Origin of the sequence: Mesorhizobium sp. M0016 (genome assembly GCF_040324035.1) — a bacterium.
Classification (GTDB): Bacteria; Pseudomonadota; Alphaproteobacteria; order Rhizobiales; family Rhizobiaceae; genus Mesorhizobium.
Map to the genome: position 1 here is coordinate 43,778 of NZ_JAMYVM010000004.1, position 12,451 is coordinate 56,228.

Annotated in this window: 15 protein-coding genes; 6 read left to right on the forward strand and 9 right to left on the reverse strand. The window is 64.1% G+C overall.

Annotated features, from left to right (window positions below; all coding sequences use genetic code 11):
• Positions 1–197: 197 nt before the first annotated feature.
• Entirely contained in the window at positions 198–1,178 is a 981-nt protein-coding gene (locus NKJ88_RS07530) for an ABC transporter permease (RefSeq protein WP_023728503.1), read from the forward strand.
• A gap of 267 nt (positions 1,179–1,445) precedes the next feature.
• Here NKJ88_RS07530 and NKJ88_RS07535 read toward each other — a convergent pair whose 3' ends face one another.
• Both NKJ88_RS07535 and NKJ88_RS07540 read right to left on the reverse strand, forming a co-directional pair.
• A complete protein-coding gene (locus tag NKJ88_RS07535; RefSeq protein WP_023824609.1) occupies positions 1,446–1,886 on the reverse strand; it encodes a lipid-binding SYLF domain-containing protein in 441 nt (146 codons plus the stop codon).
• A 160-nt stretch (positions 1,887–2,046) separates the two neighbouring features.
• Positions 2,047–3,039, reverse strand: a complete 993-nt coding sequence (locus NKJ88_RS07540; protein ID WP_352443885.1) for a hypothetical protein — start codon at positions 3,037–3,039, stop codon at positions 2,047–2,049.
• 198 nt (positions 3,040–3,237) lie between these two features.
• Between NKJ88_RS07540 and NKJ88_RS07545 the strand changes: the two genes are divergently transcribed.
• Positions 3,238–3,906, forward strand: a complete 669-nt coding sequence (locus NKJ88_RS07545; RefSeq protein ID WP_031202403.1) for a GNAT family N-acetyltransferase — start codon at positions 3,238–3,240, stop codon at positions 3,904–3,906.
• Positions 3,907–3,919: 13 nt separating this feature from the next.
• A complete protein-coding gene (locus NKJ88_RS07550) occupies positions 3,920–5,131 on the forward strand; it encodes a cytochrome P450 (RefSeq protein WP_352443886.1) in 1,212 nt (403 codons plus the stop codon).
• On the opposite strand, the gene NKJ88_RS07555 is transcribed toward NKJ88_RS07550, so the two are convergent.
• The 6 genes from NKJ88_RS07555 to NKJ88_RS07580 all read right to left on the reverse strand — a co-directional run bounded on the left by NKJ88_RS07555 (position 5,115) and on the right by NKJ88_RS07580 (position 9,434).
• The gene (locus tag NKJ88_RS07555) at positions 5,115–6,029 is read right to left on the reverse strand and encodes a glycosyltransferase family protein (RefSeq protein ID WP_023691919.1); all 915 of its coding nucleotides are present in this window, start codon (positions 6,027–6,029) and stop codon (positions 5,115–5,117) included. The two genes, NKJ88_RS07550 and NKJ88_RS07555, sit on opposite strands and share 17 nt — an antisense overlap.
• Complete coding sequence (locus NKJ88_RS07560) at positions 6,026–6,880, reverse strand: alpha-1,2-fucosyltransferase (RefSeq protein ID WP_352443965.1); 855 nt, start codon at positions 6,878–6,880, stop codon at positions 6,026–6,028. Before NKJ88_RS07560 ends, NKJ88_RS07555 begins: the two co-directional genes overlap by 4 nt.
• A 126-nt stretch (positions 6,881–7,006) precedes the next feature.
• On the reverse strand, positions 7,007–7,366 hold the full coding sequence (locus tag NKJ88_RS07565) for a hypothetical protein (RefSeq protein WP_023691921.1): 360 nt from the start codon (positions 7,364–7,366) through the stop codon (positions 7,007–7,009).
• Positions 7,367–7,454: 88 nt separating this feature from the next.
• Positions 7,455–8,603 (reverse strand): amidohydrolase, encoded by a 1,149-nt coding sequence (locus NKJ88_RS07570; RefSeq protein WP_352443887.1) that lies wholly within the window; start codon positions 8,601–8,603, stop codon positions 7,455–7,457.
• A 33-nt stretch (positions 8,604–8,636) separates the two neighbouring features.
• Positions 8,637–9,068, reverse strand: a complete 432-nt coding sequence (locus tag NKJ88_RS07575) for a type II toxin-antitoxin system VapC family toxin (RefSeq protein WP_352443888.1) — start codon at positions 9,066–9,068, stop codon at positions 8,637–8,639.
• Between the two features lie 3 nt (positions 9,069–9,071).
• Positions 9,072–9,434 (reverse strand): hypothetical protein, encoded by a 363-nt coding sequence (locus NKJ88_RS07580; RefSeq protein WP_023833653.1) that lies wholly within the window; start codon positions 9,432–9,434, stop codon positions 9,072–9,074.
• A 51-nt stretch (positions 9,435–9,485) separates the two neighbouring features.
• On the opposite strand from NKJ88_RS07580, the gene NKJ88_RS07585 reads away from it, so the two are divergent.
• The 3 genes from NKJ88_RS07585 (at position 9,486) to NKJ88_RS07595 (ending at position 11,142) form a co-directional block, all read left to right on the forward strand.
• Positions 9,486–10,481 carry a GlxA family transcriptional regulator gene (locus NKJ88_RS07585; protein WP_352443889.1) on the forward strand — a complete coding sequence of 332 codons (996 nt, stop codon included), beginning with the start codon at positions 9,486–9,488 and terminating at the stop codon, positions 10,479–10,481.
• 68 nt (positions 10,482–10,549) lie between these two features.
• Positions 10,550–10,831, forward strand: a complete 282-nt coding sequence (locus NKJ88_RS07590; RefSeq protein WP_023669694.1) for a type II toxin-antitoxin system ParD family antitoxin — start codon at positions 10,550–10,552, stop codon at positions 10,829–10,831.
• Positions 10,828–11,142: a type II toxin-antitoxin system RelE/ParE family toxin gene (locus NKJ88_RS07595; protein ID WP_027049752.1), complete on the forward strand. Its 315-nt coding sequence runs from the start codon at positions 10,828–10,830 to the stop codon at positions 11,140–11,142. Before NKJ88_RS07590 ends, NKJ88_RS07595 begins: the two co-directional genes overlap by 4 nt.
• On the opposite strand, the gene NKJ88_RS07600 is transcribed toward NKJ88_RS07595, so the two are convergent.
• Positions 11,129–12,448 (reverse strand): HlyD family type I secretion periplasmic adaptor subunit, encoded by a 1,320-nt coding sequence (locus NKJ88_RS07600; protein WP_027049751.1) that lies wholly within the window; start codon positions 12,446–12,448, stop codon positions 11,129–11,131. The two genes, NKJ88_RS07595 and NKJ88_RS07600, sit on opposite strands and share 14 nt — an antisense overlap.
• Positions 12,449–12,451 lie beyond the last annotated feature (3 nt).

Sequence of the window (12,451 nt, forward strand, 5' to 3'; positions counted from 1 at the left end):
CCCCCACAAGGGGGGAGATTGGATGTCGCGACGACCTTCGCCAATCTCCAACCTTGCAAGAATGAGCGAGGCGCTGAAGCTGCCAATCTCCCCACAAGTGGGGGAGATGGCCGGCAGGCCAGAGGGGGGCGCCGTAGAGCACTGTCCTCGCCAACTTGCCGCACCTTGCAAACCTCATCGCGAGCAAGAGCCGCCCCATGAGCACCACCGCCATCACCCCGGTCCCCTTCGGCCGCCGCATAAAGCGCTTCATGGCCGATCGCCCGCTCATCCCGCTGATCGTCCTGCTCGCCATCCTGGTTATAATCCTGCAGATCCTGCGCCCCGGCATCGTCAACGAGCGCTGGATCGCCAACACTATTAAATTCGCCATCCCGCTGGCGATCCTGGCGGGATGCCAGACCATGACCATGCTGACCGGCGGCATCGACCTGTCGGTCGGCACGGTGGCAACGATGAGCGCCTTCATCATGGCGACGCAAGTGGTCAACCAGGACCCGGCGGTGGCGTTCCTGCTGGCGATGATGCCGGCGGTGCTGATCGGCCTCGTCAACGGCATCGGCGTCGGTGTCTTCCGCGTCCACCCGCTGATCATGACGCTGGGCACCAGCCTGATCGGCACCGGCTGCCTGCAGGTCTACCAGCGCACGGTGATCGCGTCGGGCGCAAAAATCCCCGACTTCCTGGCTTGGCTCGGCACCGGCGTGACATGGGGCTTCCCCAACGCGCTGCTTTTGTTCGTGCCGCTCGCCGCCCTCATCGTCTTCACGCTCGCCCGCACCGGCTTCGGCCGCCTGCTCTACGCCGTCGGCGACAATGAGCGCGCGACCCGCCTGTCGGGCGTGCAATACTGGCAGGTCATCACCGCGCTCTACGTCACCTCCAGCGTGCTCGCCGGCATCACCGGCCTGCTCTATATCGGCCTGATCAAGGCGCCGTCGCTGTCGCTCGCCGAACCGCTGGTGCTGCCCTCGGTCGCCGCCGCCGTCATCGGCGGCACCTCCATCTTCGGCGGCCGCGGCGGCTACACCGGCACCATCATCGGCGCCCTGATCCTGACCGTGCTGACGACGCTGCTGACCATCCTGCAGATGCCGGAGGGGGCACGGCGGATCTTGTTCGGGCTGATCGTGCTGTTCGTGACGGCGGCATATTTGCGGATTGTGGAGGAGCGGTAGGGGCCGAGGCCAGCGCCAGCCCTCACTCCCTCTCGGCTTCGCCGAGCCCCCTCTACCCCCACGTCCGTGGGGAGAGGAAATGCCAAGCTTTTCGAGCGAAGAAAAAACTCAACACTGTCGAGGCCGCAACCTCGAAAATTAGCGTTTCCTCTCCCCCACGGACGTGGGGGTAGAGGTGGCTCGGCGAAGCCGAGACGGAGTGGGGGGCACCCTAAGCGATTGCCATCACCCTGGGCGCCTGTGCCCACCCAGAGCTCGCCCGCCCCCCTACTTCAACGAAATCGCCATCCCGCTCAAATCCGCATTCACCTGCAGGCCCACCTGCCGGCCCGTAAGCTCGAGCTGGGCGCCCTTGTCGTTGGTCATGACGATCACCTGCGCCCCCTTGCCGAGCGCGCCGCCACCGCCGGCCGCGCCATAAACCCCGGTCGCATCCCGCACCCTGCGGATATGGCGCACGGTGCCCCGGAAATAGGTCTTGGAAACCCCGAAGGCGAAGCCGCCCGAAACGCCGCCGATCGTGATGGGATAGGAGCGGCCGTGGAGGGTCAGCGTCCCCTCGCCGCCGGAACCGCCGACGAAGAAGGCCGCCTTGTAGACGGCAAAGCGGATCGTGCCGCTATCGGCATGCGCGGCGCTGGCAGCGCTGACGGACACAGTTGTGATGGCCGCAACCGCGAGCGAACGAAAGCTGGACGAGATGGTCATGGTGGGAGCTCCTCAAGTGCGCCGCTCACCCAACCGGCAGGGCTCGTCGGCGTCGTAACCAACTTGAACAATCTAGCCCGTGATTTGGTTCCAGGCAGGCTGTGACAAGATCCGACGAAACGTGACGTGGTGTACTTTCGGGTTGCGGAGGAGGCGGCGGCTATTTCCTCTTCCTGAGCACTTTTCGCAGCGTTAACTTCAACCGCCTCATCTGGTAATGGCGCCGCAACTTGGCCAGCGCCGACTGGTGGGCGGTGTCGATTGCAGCCAGCGAGTCCGCCTCGGTAGCCTGCGGCAGCGCGAGCAGCGCGTCGGCCTGAAGATCGGCAAAGGGCTTGGGGTCATAGATGGCGAACGGCGTCGGCGGGTCGCTGAGCACGGTGGGGTTGCTGTTGATCTCGAACACTACAAGCCTGCCGTCCACGAAAGTGTAGTCGATGCGGCCATACTGCATGCGGGCTTTTTCGAAGACCTGCATGACCGCATTGGCGTCAGGATTCGTATCGACATAGGTCCTGATTTCTTCGATATGCGCCGGCAGCAATTGCTCGGGCGAATTCTTGACGAACCACGATTTCGACATGGCGCAATGCTGGCCGTAGATCGTATCGCCGACCCGAAACGCCGCGTACTTCCTGAAATAACCGTCCATTCCGGGGGTGCCGATCATCTCCACCACCATCGGCCGCACCAGATCGCTACCGTCCAGCCGGGCGATCGCGGCGTCCAGCGCCGGCCGGTCGTGCAGCAGCGGCGGCTCCCTGTAGAGTGCGCCCGTCTCGTCGCGGATGAAAACGGGATAGCGTATCGCCTCTTCCAGCTCGTCCGGCCTGAACACACGAAAAGCGTTGCTGCCGTCGGCATGAAGCAGGCGCAGCAGGTCGAAGCGCTGCGGGCTGGCGGTCGGGTGATTGAGCTGCGTCAGGCCGGTGTTGTCAGCCAGTTCGGCGCTGATGCCGGCCGCGCGGCTCAATTCGTCCGATGTCAGCCGGTCCATGTCGGACCAGATGACCACCCCGGCGCGAACGCCGCGCAGCAGCCCGGCATCCTCGTAGCGCACCAGCCGGAACCACGCCTCCAGGTCAGTCCGGTGATACAGAAGCACCACCGCCTGCGTGTAGGCGTGCTCCCGGTGCGCGACGTAAAATATCATGCGTTTCCGTTGTCCGTATGTAATTGCAAAGGGGAACCATGATAATTAGACAGGCTTGTGAAAGCCGTGAAATGGTTCTCGATCCGGCATGCGTCAAACAGGAGATAGAACAGGTTGACGTTTCCGTGAAGCTGCAAACCGCATTGGCAAGAAACTGCCATGCGCCATCAACGCGTTAGAAGTCGAGGCAGCCGACACATGAATTTAGACGATGTTGCGATACCCATCCGCCGGTTAGACCTGGAAGACATCCCTTTGCTGATGGAGCTTGAGGCTGCCGCCTGGGCCGCACCGCTGCAGGCGAGCGAAACGACCATCCGCCACCGGCTGGCACTCGGACACACCATGTTCGGCGCGATCGATGGCGATCTGCTTGCTGGCACCATCTGCTTTACCGAGACCAGCCAGGATCCGCTGGTGCGCGCCGATTTCCCCAGGAATTTCGATGCCTATGCATCGCTGCCGCGCAGCGAGCCGGTTTACGCACTTTACGCCTACAATCTCTGCGTCCGGCCGAGCCATCGCGGCTCCAACACGGCGGTGCGGCTCTTGAAGGAGATGGAGAGCCACGGCCGCCGCCTGGGCGCCAGCTGGCTGATCGGCGATGGCCGCTGCTCGTCCTATGCCGGCTCCTCGGGCGAAGAGTATGATCATGTCAAGGCCGATGCGCGGTTCCGCGCCACCATCGACCGCTGGAACCAGACCGGCACAAGACCGCCGCTGGAAGAGATCATCCGCGATCCGCTGCTGCGCATGCACTACCGCGTCTACGGATGCGAGTTCCTCTACGTCATGCCGGACTTCTTCCCGCAGGACGCCACGTCAGGCGGCTTCAGGGTCATTTCAGCCAAGAATCTAAAGGCATGAGATTCGAGCCGTCATGACAGCTCCGCATTTCGATCCGTTCGCGCTCGGCGACGACCCGTTTCCGCATTTCGCCCGCATGCGCGCCGCCGGCGGCATTGCGCGCGGCGTCGCGCCCTATCCCGAGCTGGCCGACGCGCATTATGTGTTCAGCCATGAGCTGGTGTCGGGCGCGCTGAAGCATCCCGCTCTTGTTCAGGCGCCGCCGGGTACATATGAAGAGGTCCGCCGCAAGCTCGTCGACCATGCGCCCATGGCTCTGCTCAGCCGCTCGGTGCTGCTTGCCGATCCGCCTCAGCATGGCGCCTTGCGCCGGCCGGTCGCTGGCTTTTTCTCACGGCCGGCCATCGAAGCGCTGACGCAAGGTCTTCGCGCGCTGAGCCACGAGCTGGTCGAGCGTGCGCTGGCGGATGGCCGCGTCGACGCCGTCGCCGGGCTCGCCGTGCCGGTGTCCTTCTGGCTGCTGCAGGAAATCCTCGGCATCGAGATCGAGGACCCTTGGGCGTTGAAATCGGTGACCCGCCGCATGGCCAGCGCATTCGACCTGCGAAGAGCGCAGCCGCCGGCAGCAAGCGCCGAGGCCTATCGCGAATGCCAGGCTTTTGTCGAGGAGCGGCTGGCTCGACAGGCCTACCGGCCGGACGGAATGGTTGCCGGCATGGTGCGGGAGGTTGCGCAAGGCCGCTGGTCGCGCGAGGACATGGTGGCCAACATCGTCTTCATGCTGTTTGCCGGACAGGAGACTGTCGTCGACGCTCTCGGCAACGCAATTGTTGCGCTGGATCGCTTTCCCGAACAGCGCGCGCTGCTCAAGCGCGGCGCTGTCGACTGGAGCAGCGCGGCGGCCGAACTGCTGCGCTATGGCGCCTCGGTGCAATACGCCGTCGCCCGCATCGCGGCGCAGGACATCGACCTCGGCGACGTCAGGATTGCGGCTGGCGAAGCGGTCGTGCCGGTGCTCGGCAGCGGCAATCGCGACGATGCCGTCTTCGCCGATGGCGACCGGCTGGACCTCACGCGCCCGCCAGCCATGTCGATGACCTTCGGCACCGGCCTGCATGTCTGCCTCGGGCAGCATGTCGCCCGTATCGAGATCGCGGCGATGATAGAAGCCCTGTTCACCCGTGCGCCCGGATGGCGGCTCGATGCCGCAAATGCCGAGCGCCGCGCCTCGATGTCGTTTCACGGCATGGCTACCGCGCCGCTGATCCTCAACCCCGCTGCGTGAAAAGCGGCCGCGTCTGGGGGATGACCGCCGGGTCGAGCGACCTGACGATTTCCGAAACCTTTGCCCGCAAGGCGCCCACCGTCGCATCGTCGAGCGGATCGAGAATATCGTTCTGATCTCTCGATACCCGGTACTCGTCCAGCGACGGCGCCTCGCTCGACGGCGTGAAGCCGCCGCCGCGGGCATGCTTGTCGGCCAGTTCCTGCCTCGATTTCACGGCATAGTGGCGGATCCAGCCGATCTTCCATTCCATCGGCATGGCCGCCGGGTGCTTGTCGAGCGTCATGCCGTCGACCAGCGTCCTGCGCAGCGAGATGCGGAAACCGTGCGGGTGCGGCATGAACTGCCCGGGATCCCGCAGCGCCTTGCGCAGCACCGAGGACACGCGGGCAAACGACTTCTTCCAGCGCGCGGTCGGGGCGTCATGCGTGCCGCGCCTTTGAAACCGCACCGTCACCAGTTCGTCGTCATAGGCCTCTTTGCCGTCGCTGCCGAAATTCACCCAGCGAAAGGCGACGCTGCGCACGCCCGGGCGGCTCAAAAGCGAGCGGACCAGTTCGGCTCCGCTCCAGGGCGGCGCGTCGAGCGGCTCGAGGAACTCGTCGGCGTCCATGAAGCCCAGATAGCGATAGCCGTGGAGCAATGCCTGCCAGTAAAGATAGGAATAGGCCCGCCGCTGCGGCAGCACCGTGTCGTGTCGCCAGTCGACCAGCCGAATCCAGCCGGCATCGCGCAACGCCTGGAGCACCGCCGTCTGCGGTCCGGCGCTGCAGTTGTCGGCGATCATCAGGTCGAAGCCATGCAGCTTGTGCCAGGCGACCCACTCGATCACATAGGGCTGCTCCAGCTTCATGATCGCGCAGATCACCGGCCTGTTGACGGAAAACGGAATTCTCATCGCAACGCTTTCCCCGCGCCACCCGCTGCTGCTTGAGGCTCGACCTCCCGGAACGGGATCGCATCGCCATAAAATGCCGCAAGCTGCTCCGAAGAGCCCGTCCAGTCGCCCATGTCGAACTGGTGGAACCGATAGCGTGGGTCGTCAAGGGGCAGCAGGTCGATATCCGGCCTGATGCACCGGTCGAATATGCCGGCCACCGGCAGATGGATCGTCCGCGCCGAAGACAACCAACCGGCCAGCCAGGAGAAGCTGCTCACCCCCGTGACGAGATGGCTCGCCCGGCGCAGCGTCTCGAAATCGGTCAATGGCGACGCCTTCGGCGCGAAGACAGCATCGGGAAAACGCTGACGCAGGCGCCGGCAATAATCGTTGTCGTCATGGGTCTGGCCGACGAAGACCGGCTTGCGGCCGCTATCCTTGATGAGCGTCTCGAAGAAGCCGAATGGCATCGGGCAATAGTTGCGGTGGAAGCCGTCGAGGATGTCGCCGGCCCGCACATGGATGACGAGAAAATCGTCGCCATGGGTCGGCGCGGCGACGGCACGCCCGTCGAACAGCCCGGAGACCTCGTCCCGGTCATAATAACCCAGCCGCTGCGCGAAGCCCTTGAAGCGGATGCTCCGCGCCCGCCTGTCGCGGAACGCGGCTATGATCCCGTCGAGGTCGTAGCGGTGATAGCCGTCGACCCGAAGCAGCCGGTATTTCCACAACAAAGGCGGCCGCACCCTGGCGATGGACCATTCCGGCAGGTCGGCGTCGCAGACATAGCCACCGGGGATACGCTTCGCCAGCACATGGCAAAACATGTACTGGAACATCTTGTTCGCCATGCCGCCAAACGGCTGCATCACGATGGGCACTTGCCGCATTGGACCCCTTGCGCCAAAGAAGGTCATTGTTACCCGAGCTGCGCGGGCCGGTCGACTGGCCTCTGACGCCAAGGGCGCATCATGATCGCCGCCGGCAAGCCACCCTCAGGGGTAATGCGTCGGCTTTGGCGCGTAGATCTTTGGATCGAAGTCCAGATCCCTCGGCAAGGGCAGGCTTGAGCACTGCAAATGCACCTCGCGTGCGAGCAGCCTTCGCTGCTTCTGCTCGTTCTCCTTGATGGCCGCCACGAGGCCCATGCTGTAGGGCCCCAGCACGACGCCGGCGGCCCATCCCGGATGCTCCTTCTCGCGCGCGTCGTAATTCATGGCATCGGTGCGGGCCTGCTGGCATTCCGGCGTCGCCCATTTCGGGTCTTGGGTCGAGAGCGAGGCTCCATACTGGACCGGAGACGATACGCACCCTGCCACTGTCGCAGTCAACGCGACGACCATTGCAATTCTCATCCGCAAGCCCCTCCTAATGTAGGAGGCGACTACAAGACGATTCCAGCGGGAAAAAGGCAGCTTCAGGATGCGGATTTTGCAGGGCCGCTCACCCCAGCAGGTTGCGCGCCGTGCGCATGAAGATCTTCGAACCGATCGGGATCAGATCGTCGGGAAAATCATAATCGGGATTGTGCAATGACGGGGTGCGCTCGCCCGCGCCGAGGAAGAACATCGCCGACTTCGCCTTGTGGCCGAAGATGCCAAAATCTTCCGAAGCGCGCATCGGCAGGGCTTCCTCGCTGCGCGCGACGCCCTCTTCGTCCAGCGCGCGGTTGAGATGTTCCACCGCGTCCGGCGCATTGACGCTGGCGACGAAGATTTCGTGATAGTCGCAGCGCACGGACAGGCGGTGCTCGGCCGCTATCCTGGCGGCCAGCGCCTCCGCAGCTGCGACCAGCTCCGCCATGCGCTCGTCACGCCTTGTGCGCAGCGTCGCCCAAACCTCGGCGTAGCCGGGCGCGATGCCGAACACGGCCTCGCCCATCGTCGCATGGGTGACAGTGACCATGCTGAAATCGTCATCGGCGAAAGTGCCGCGCCCCAGTGCCGGAAGCGCCGGCATGAGCTCGCTCACCGCCGGCATCGGCGACACGCCGGTTTCGGGCATGGAGGAATGCGCGGTCTTGCCGTCCAGCACGATGCGGATGCCGCGCGAGGCGCAGTTGACGACGCCGGGCTTGAGACGCACCTCGCCGAACGGCACGCCCGGCAGATTGTGCAGCGAGAAGGCGAAGTCCGGCGCGATCTCGCCAAAGCGTGGATCGGCGACGACGCCGGCCGCACCATTGCCGGTCTCCTCCGCCGGCTGGAACATCAAGACGACGCGGCCGCGGGCCGGCCGCTCACGCCCGAGCTGGCGGCCAAGTGCGGCCAGGATCGCGGTGTGGCCGTCATGGCCGCACATATGCGATTTTCCCGGCACCTGCGAGGCATGCTCGACGCCCGAAAGCTCCTCGATCGGCAGCGCATCGATCTCCGAGCGGAACAGCACCGTCGGTCCCGCCTGGCCGCTGTCATAGACCGCCGCCACGCCATGACCGCCGAGGCCGGTCAGCACCTTGTCCGGCGCTGTATCGGCGAGGAAGCTGACGACTTCCTTGGCGGTCTGTTCTTCCTCGTTGGAGATTTCCGGGTTTTGGTGCAGCTTGCGGCGCCATGCCGTCAGCTCGATGATATCGCGATTGGTCAGGGTCATGGTTGGGCTCCGCTTAGTGCTGTGGCTGCAAACTCAACATACAATGACCTGTAGATAGTCCGGCGAGGCAAGCCCCTGCATGATTGTGTCGCGGGTGATGATCGGAATTTTTCTTACTCGCGCCGTCGCGATCAGGTAGCAGTCGCCGGGATCCTTATGCCCCGTATCGGTCACCACGGTCGCTGCCTCGCAAGCGATACGTTGCTTGATCGGGATGATCTTAGATCCCGTTGCTGCAACTGCCTCGGAAAACCATTTCGACGGCGTTCCTATGCCGAGATAGGGCGGGTTCTTGTGCGTCGGCTTATGGGACGCGATCGCCAATTCCCACGCAGTCATTGGGGAAACATAAAGCTTGCCCGCAGTTTGGCTCTCGGCGATTGCGATGAGAGCTTCTTCCGAAAGCGTGCCTGCGGCCGTTACCAGCCAATAAAACGTATGCGTGTCGAGAAGCGCCCCTGGCAAGGATCAACTATCCCTGGGTTTGCGCACCTGGTGAGAGCCGCCTTTGAGGGCTTGATTAGCAATCGGCTTCGTAAGGTCCACACCCTTTTTCAGGGGCAACTGCGACGACTTCATCGAATCAGCACCGCGCACTTCAACGTAGCGGCCGCTGCGGGAATCGCGCACCACCCACTTGCCGGTCAGCTCCTGTTTGGTCTGTGCTTTTGTCATGAACCCAATATAGCGGCAAATTGTTATGGATGCGAGCGGTCTCGGCCTGTTGAAGCCAAAGGCGATACCGTGACGGCGCATCAGAAAGTCGTCAATCTCATCGCCGACATCCGGTGGCTTCTCCTGAAAAGCGCCGCGTGCTCGCCTGTGCGACATCTTTCGCGATAATTGCTTCCATCCACCCGAAGGAACGGTTTCGGAGCAACAATGGCCAGGCGGTTTGCGTTTCTCTTGGTTCGCGACTTCACGCTGTCGCCGCTGTCGCTGTTCATAGACACGCTGCGGCTCGCCGGCGATGAGGGCGACCGCAGCCGCCGGATCGAGTTCGACTGGGAGATCGTCGGCGAGCGTGGCCTGCCGATCCGGGCGAGTTGCGGTGTCGAGTTGCTGCCGACCAAGGCGATCGGCAATCCGCAGGAGTTCGACAATGTCGTCGTGGTCGGTGGCCTGCTCGACACCAACCGCAGCCTCAGCTCCGAAAAGGAGGCCTTCCTGTTGCGGGCGGCCGAAAAGGGCGTGCCGCTGACGGCACTCTGCACCGGCAGCTTCGTGCTCGCGCGCTACGGTCTGCTCGATGGCTACAGTGCTGCCGTCAGCTGGTTTCACATCAAGGATTTCCGCAGCCAATTCCCTGATGTGAACGCCCATGCCGACAGCCTGTTTTCCGTCGATAGGGGCCGCTCGACCTGCGCCGGAGGCACGGGTGCGGCCGACCTTGCCGGCCATTTCGTGTCGCAGTTCATCGGCCGCAAGGCTGCGGAAAAAGCCGCCAAGATCCTCGTGCTCGACCGCATCCGCTCGAGCTTGGATGTGCAGCCCGTCGGCGACCTCTTTCCCGCGGCCTCGAGCCGCGCGGTGAAACGGGCGCTGCTTCTGATGGAAAGCAATCTCCAGGAGACGCTGTCGATCGCCGAGATCGCGGGCCGGTTGCATTTATCCCGGCGCCAGCTTGAGCGGCTGTTCGGCGCCGAGCTCGGCATCGGCCCGATGGCCGCCTATCTTGCGCTGCGCGTGCATCAGGCCAAGTCGCTGCTGGAGGGGAGCGACTTGGCGATCGGCGACATCGCCTACCGCTGCGGTTTTCCCAATGCCGGCCATTTCAGCCGTGTCTTCCGCCAGCAGACCGGTATCACGCCGACCCATCTCAGGCATCCGAACCGAATGTCCGGTGTCTTTGCCGACGGCAAGGGGAGCGGTCCCTAAGCCTATATTGGGGCGTGCGATCTCGCCGTTGGTATGATAATATCATACCAACCTGATAGGAGGGATCCATGTCCGCCACCGAAAAACGCACCTTCAGCCTGCCGGCCGAGCAGGCTGCTTTCATCGACCAGCTCGTTCGGTCCGGCACATACGCGACCAGCAGTGAAGTGATCCGCGCCGGTCTTCGCGCATTGCAGGAACGCGACGCCGCCGTGGAGCGCTGGCTGCGTGAGGAGGTCGCGCCGACCTATGATAGGTGGAAGGCAGACCCCTCCCAGGCCATCCCGGCCGACAAGTCTTTTGATAGCATCCGCGCACATCACGCAGCTCGCCTCAAGGGGAACGTGTGAAGCGCCGGCATGTTGTCCTTTTGCCGGAAGCCCAGACGGACCTGTTATGGATATACGATACGGTCGCTCACGCATCCGGCAACCTCACCGCCCTTCGCTACATCGAGCGGATCGAGCGATTTTGCCTGGGTCTCGACTATGCCTCGGAACGCGGAACCCTAAGGGATGATGTGCGGCCGGGGCTTCGCATCGTTGGCTTCGAGCGCCGCCTGACTATGGCCTTCACCGTAGAAGGCGACCAGGTGGTGATTCTCAGGGTGTTCTACGGCGGCGTCAACTGGGAGGACGAGTTGGCGCCTATCGCTCCGTGAACGCCCGCGCGAACGAGTCCAGCATCGGCCGCGCCAGATATTCGAGGAAGGTTCGGTCGCCGGTGCTGATAAACGCCTCGACCGGCGTTCCCGGGTAAAGCTGCTCGGCTTTCACGCCCTGCGGCAGCGTGTCGGTGATCTTCAGCCTGGCGCGGAAATACGCCTCATGCGTGGTTTCATCGATCAGCCGGTCGGCGGAAATTTGCGTCACCGTAGCCGGGACCTCAGGGGTGAGGCGCGCGTTCAGGGCGGACAGCCTGAGCTTCGCCGGCTGGCCGACGCGAACCAGGTCCACGTCTTTCGGCCGCAGCTTCGCGTCGACGATGAGGCCCGACGCGGTCGGCAGGATCTCCATGATCTTCTGCCCCGGCGCAATCACGCTGCCTTTGGAGTTGTAGATCGAGGATACCACGATGCCGGCTGCCGGCGCCTTGATCGTCGTGCGCCCCAGCACCGCCTCGGCTGCGGTGATCTGTTCGCCGATGTCGGCCAGGCTGGTGCGAACCTCGTCGAGCTTGGTCAGCGCGTCCTCGACGCGCTGCGTGGTCGCGCGCTCGACCTGCGCCTGGGCTTCGACGATCTGCGTCTTGGTCGCTGCGATATCCGCCTCCAGCGCGCCGGCCTGGCCGACCAGATCGGCCTCGCTGCGCAGAAGCTGCGAATATTCGCTGCGGTTGGTGAGACCCTTGTCGAGCAGGCCGGTCTTGATGCCGAGTTCCTTCTTCACGATCTCGGCCTGTTGCTGGATGGCGAGTTTCTGCGCCTCCAGTCCCAGCGCCGACTCACGATGCATGGCGACGCGCTGCGCCAGGATCGACTGCTCGGAGCGGAACCGGGCGAGCCTGGCCTCGAACTCCTTCTGCTGTTCGCGCACCAGATTGTCGAAATCGCGCTGGAACGGCGCGGGTGCTGCTTCGGCGATCGGCGCCAGCCTGTCCGATCCGTCGCGCTCGGCCTCAAGTCGCGCGGCACTTGCCCTGAGCGCGATCGTCTGTCTGGTCAGCCGGTTGAGGTCGGTCTCGGCCGCCCTGCGGTCGAGCAGGACCAGCGGTTCGCCTTGTTGCACGCGGTCGCCTTCATGCACCAGCAACTGCTCGATGATGCCGCCCTCGGGGTGCTGGATGAGGATGTTGCCGCCCGTCGCCGAGATCGTGCCGGAGGTGATCACCGCGCCGGAGAGCGGCGCGTTCGCCGCCCAATAGCCGAAGCAGCCGACGAAGAGCGCTATGGCCACGTAGCCGACGACGGCCATGCGGCGGAAGTCGGTGCGCGGTCGACCTTCGAAGGCGAGGCTCTGCTGCATCATCGT

Bases quoted from the DNA above. Each gene is read 5' to 3' on its own strand.
- NKJ88_RS07530 (WP_023728503.1), top strand. From the start codon at position 198: ATGAGCACCACCGCCATCACCCCGGTCCCCTTCGGCCGCCGCATAAAG.
- NKJ88_RS07535 (WP_023824609.1), bottom strand. From the start codon at position 1,886: ATGACCATCTCGTCCAGCTTTCGTTCGCTCGCGGTTGCGGCCATCACA.
- NKJ88_RS07540 (WP_352443885.1), bottom strand. From the start codon at position 3,039: ATGATATTTTACGTCGCGCACCGGGAGCACGCCTACACGCAGGCGGTG.
- NKJ88_RS07545 (WP_031202403.1), top strand. From the start codon at position 3,238: ATGAATTTAGACGATGTTGCGATACCCATCCGCCGGTTAGACCTGGAA.
- NKJ88_RS07550 (WP_352443886.1), top strand. From the start codon at position 3,920: ATGACAGCTCCGCATTTCGATCCGTTCGCGCTCGGCGACGACCCGTTT.
- NKJ88_RS07555 (WP_023691919.1), bottom strand. From the start codon at position 6,029: ATGAGAATTCCGTTTTCCGTCAACAGGCCGGTGATCTGCGCGATCATG.
- NKJ88_RS07560 (WP_352443965.1), bottom strand. From the start codon at position 6,880: ATGCAGCCGTTTGGCGGCATGGCGAACAAGATGTTCCAGTACATGTTT.
- NKJ88_RS07565 (WP_023691921.1), bottom strand. From the start codon at position 7,366: ATGAGAATTGCAATGGTCGTCGCGTTGACTGCGACAGTGGCAGGGTGC.
- NKJ88_RS07570 (WP_352443887.1), bottom strand. From the start codon at position 8,603: ATGACCCTGACCAATCGCGATATCATCGAGCTGACGGCATGGCGCCGC.
- NKJ88_RS07580 (WP_023833653.1), bottom strand. From the start codon at position 9,434: ATGTCGCACAGGCGAGCACGCGGCGCTTTTCAGGAGAAGCCACCGGAT.
- NKJ88_RS07585 (WP_352443889.1), top strand. From the start codon at position 9,486: ATGGCCAGGCGGTTTGCGTTTCTCTTGGTTCGCGACTTCACGCTGTCG.
- NKJ88_RS07590 (WP_023669694.1), top strand. From the start codon at position 10,550: ATGTCCGCCACCGAAAAACGCACCTTCAGCCTGCCGGCCGAGCAGGCT.
- NKJ88_RS07600 (WP_027049751.1), bottom strand. From the start codon at position 12,448: ATGATGCAGCAGAGCCTCGCCTTCGAAGGTCGACCGCGCACCGACTTC.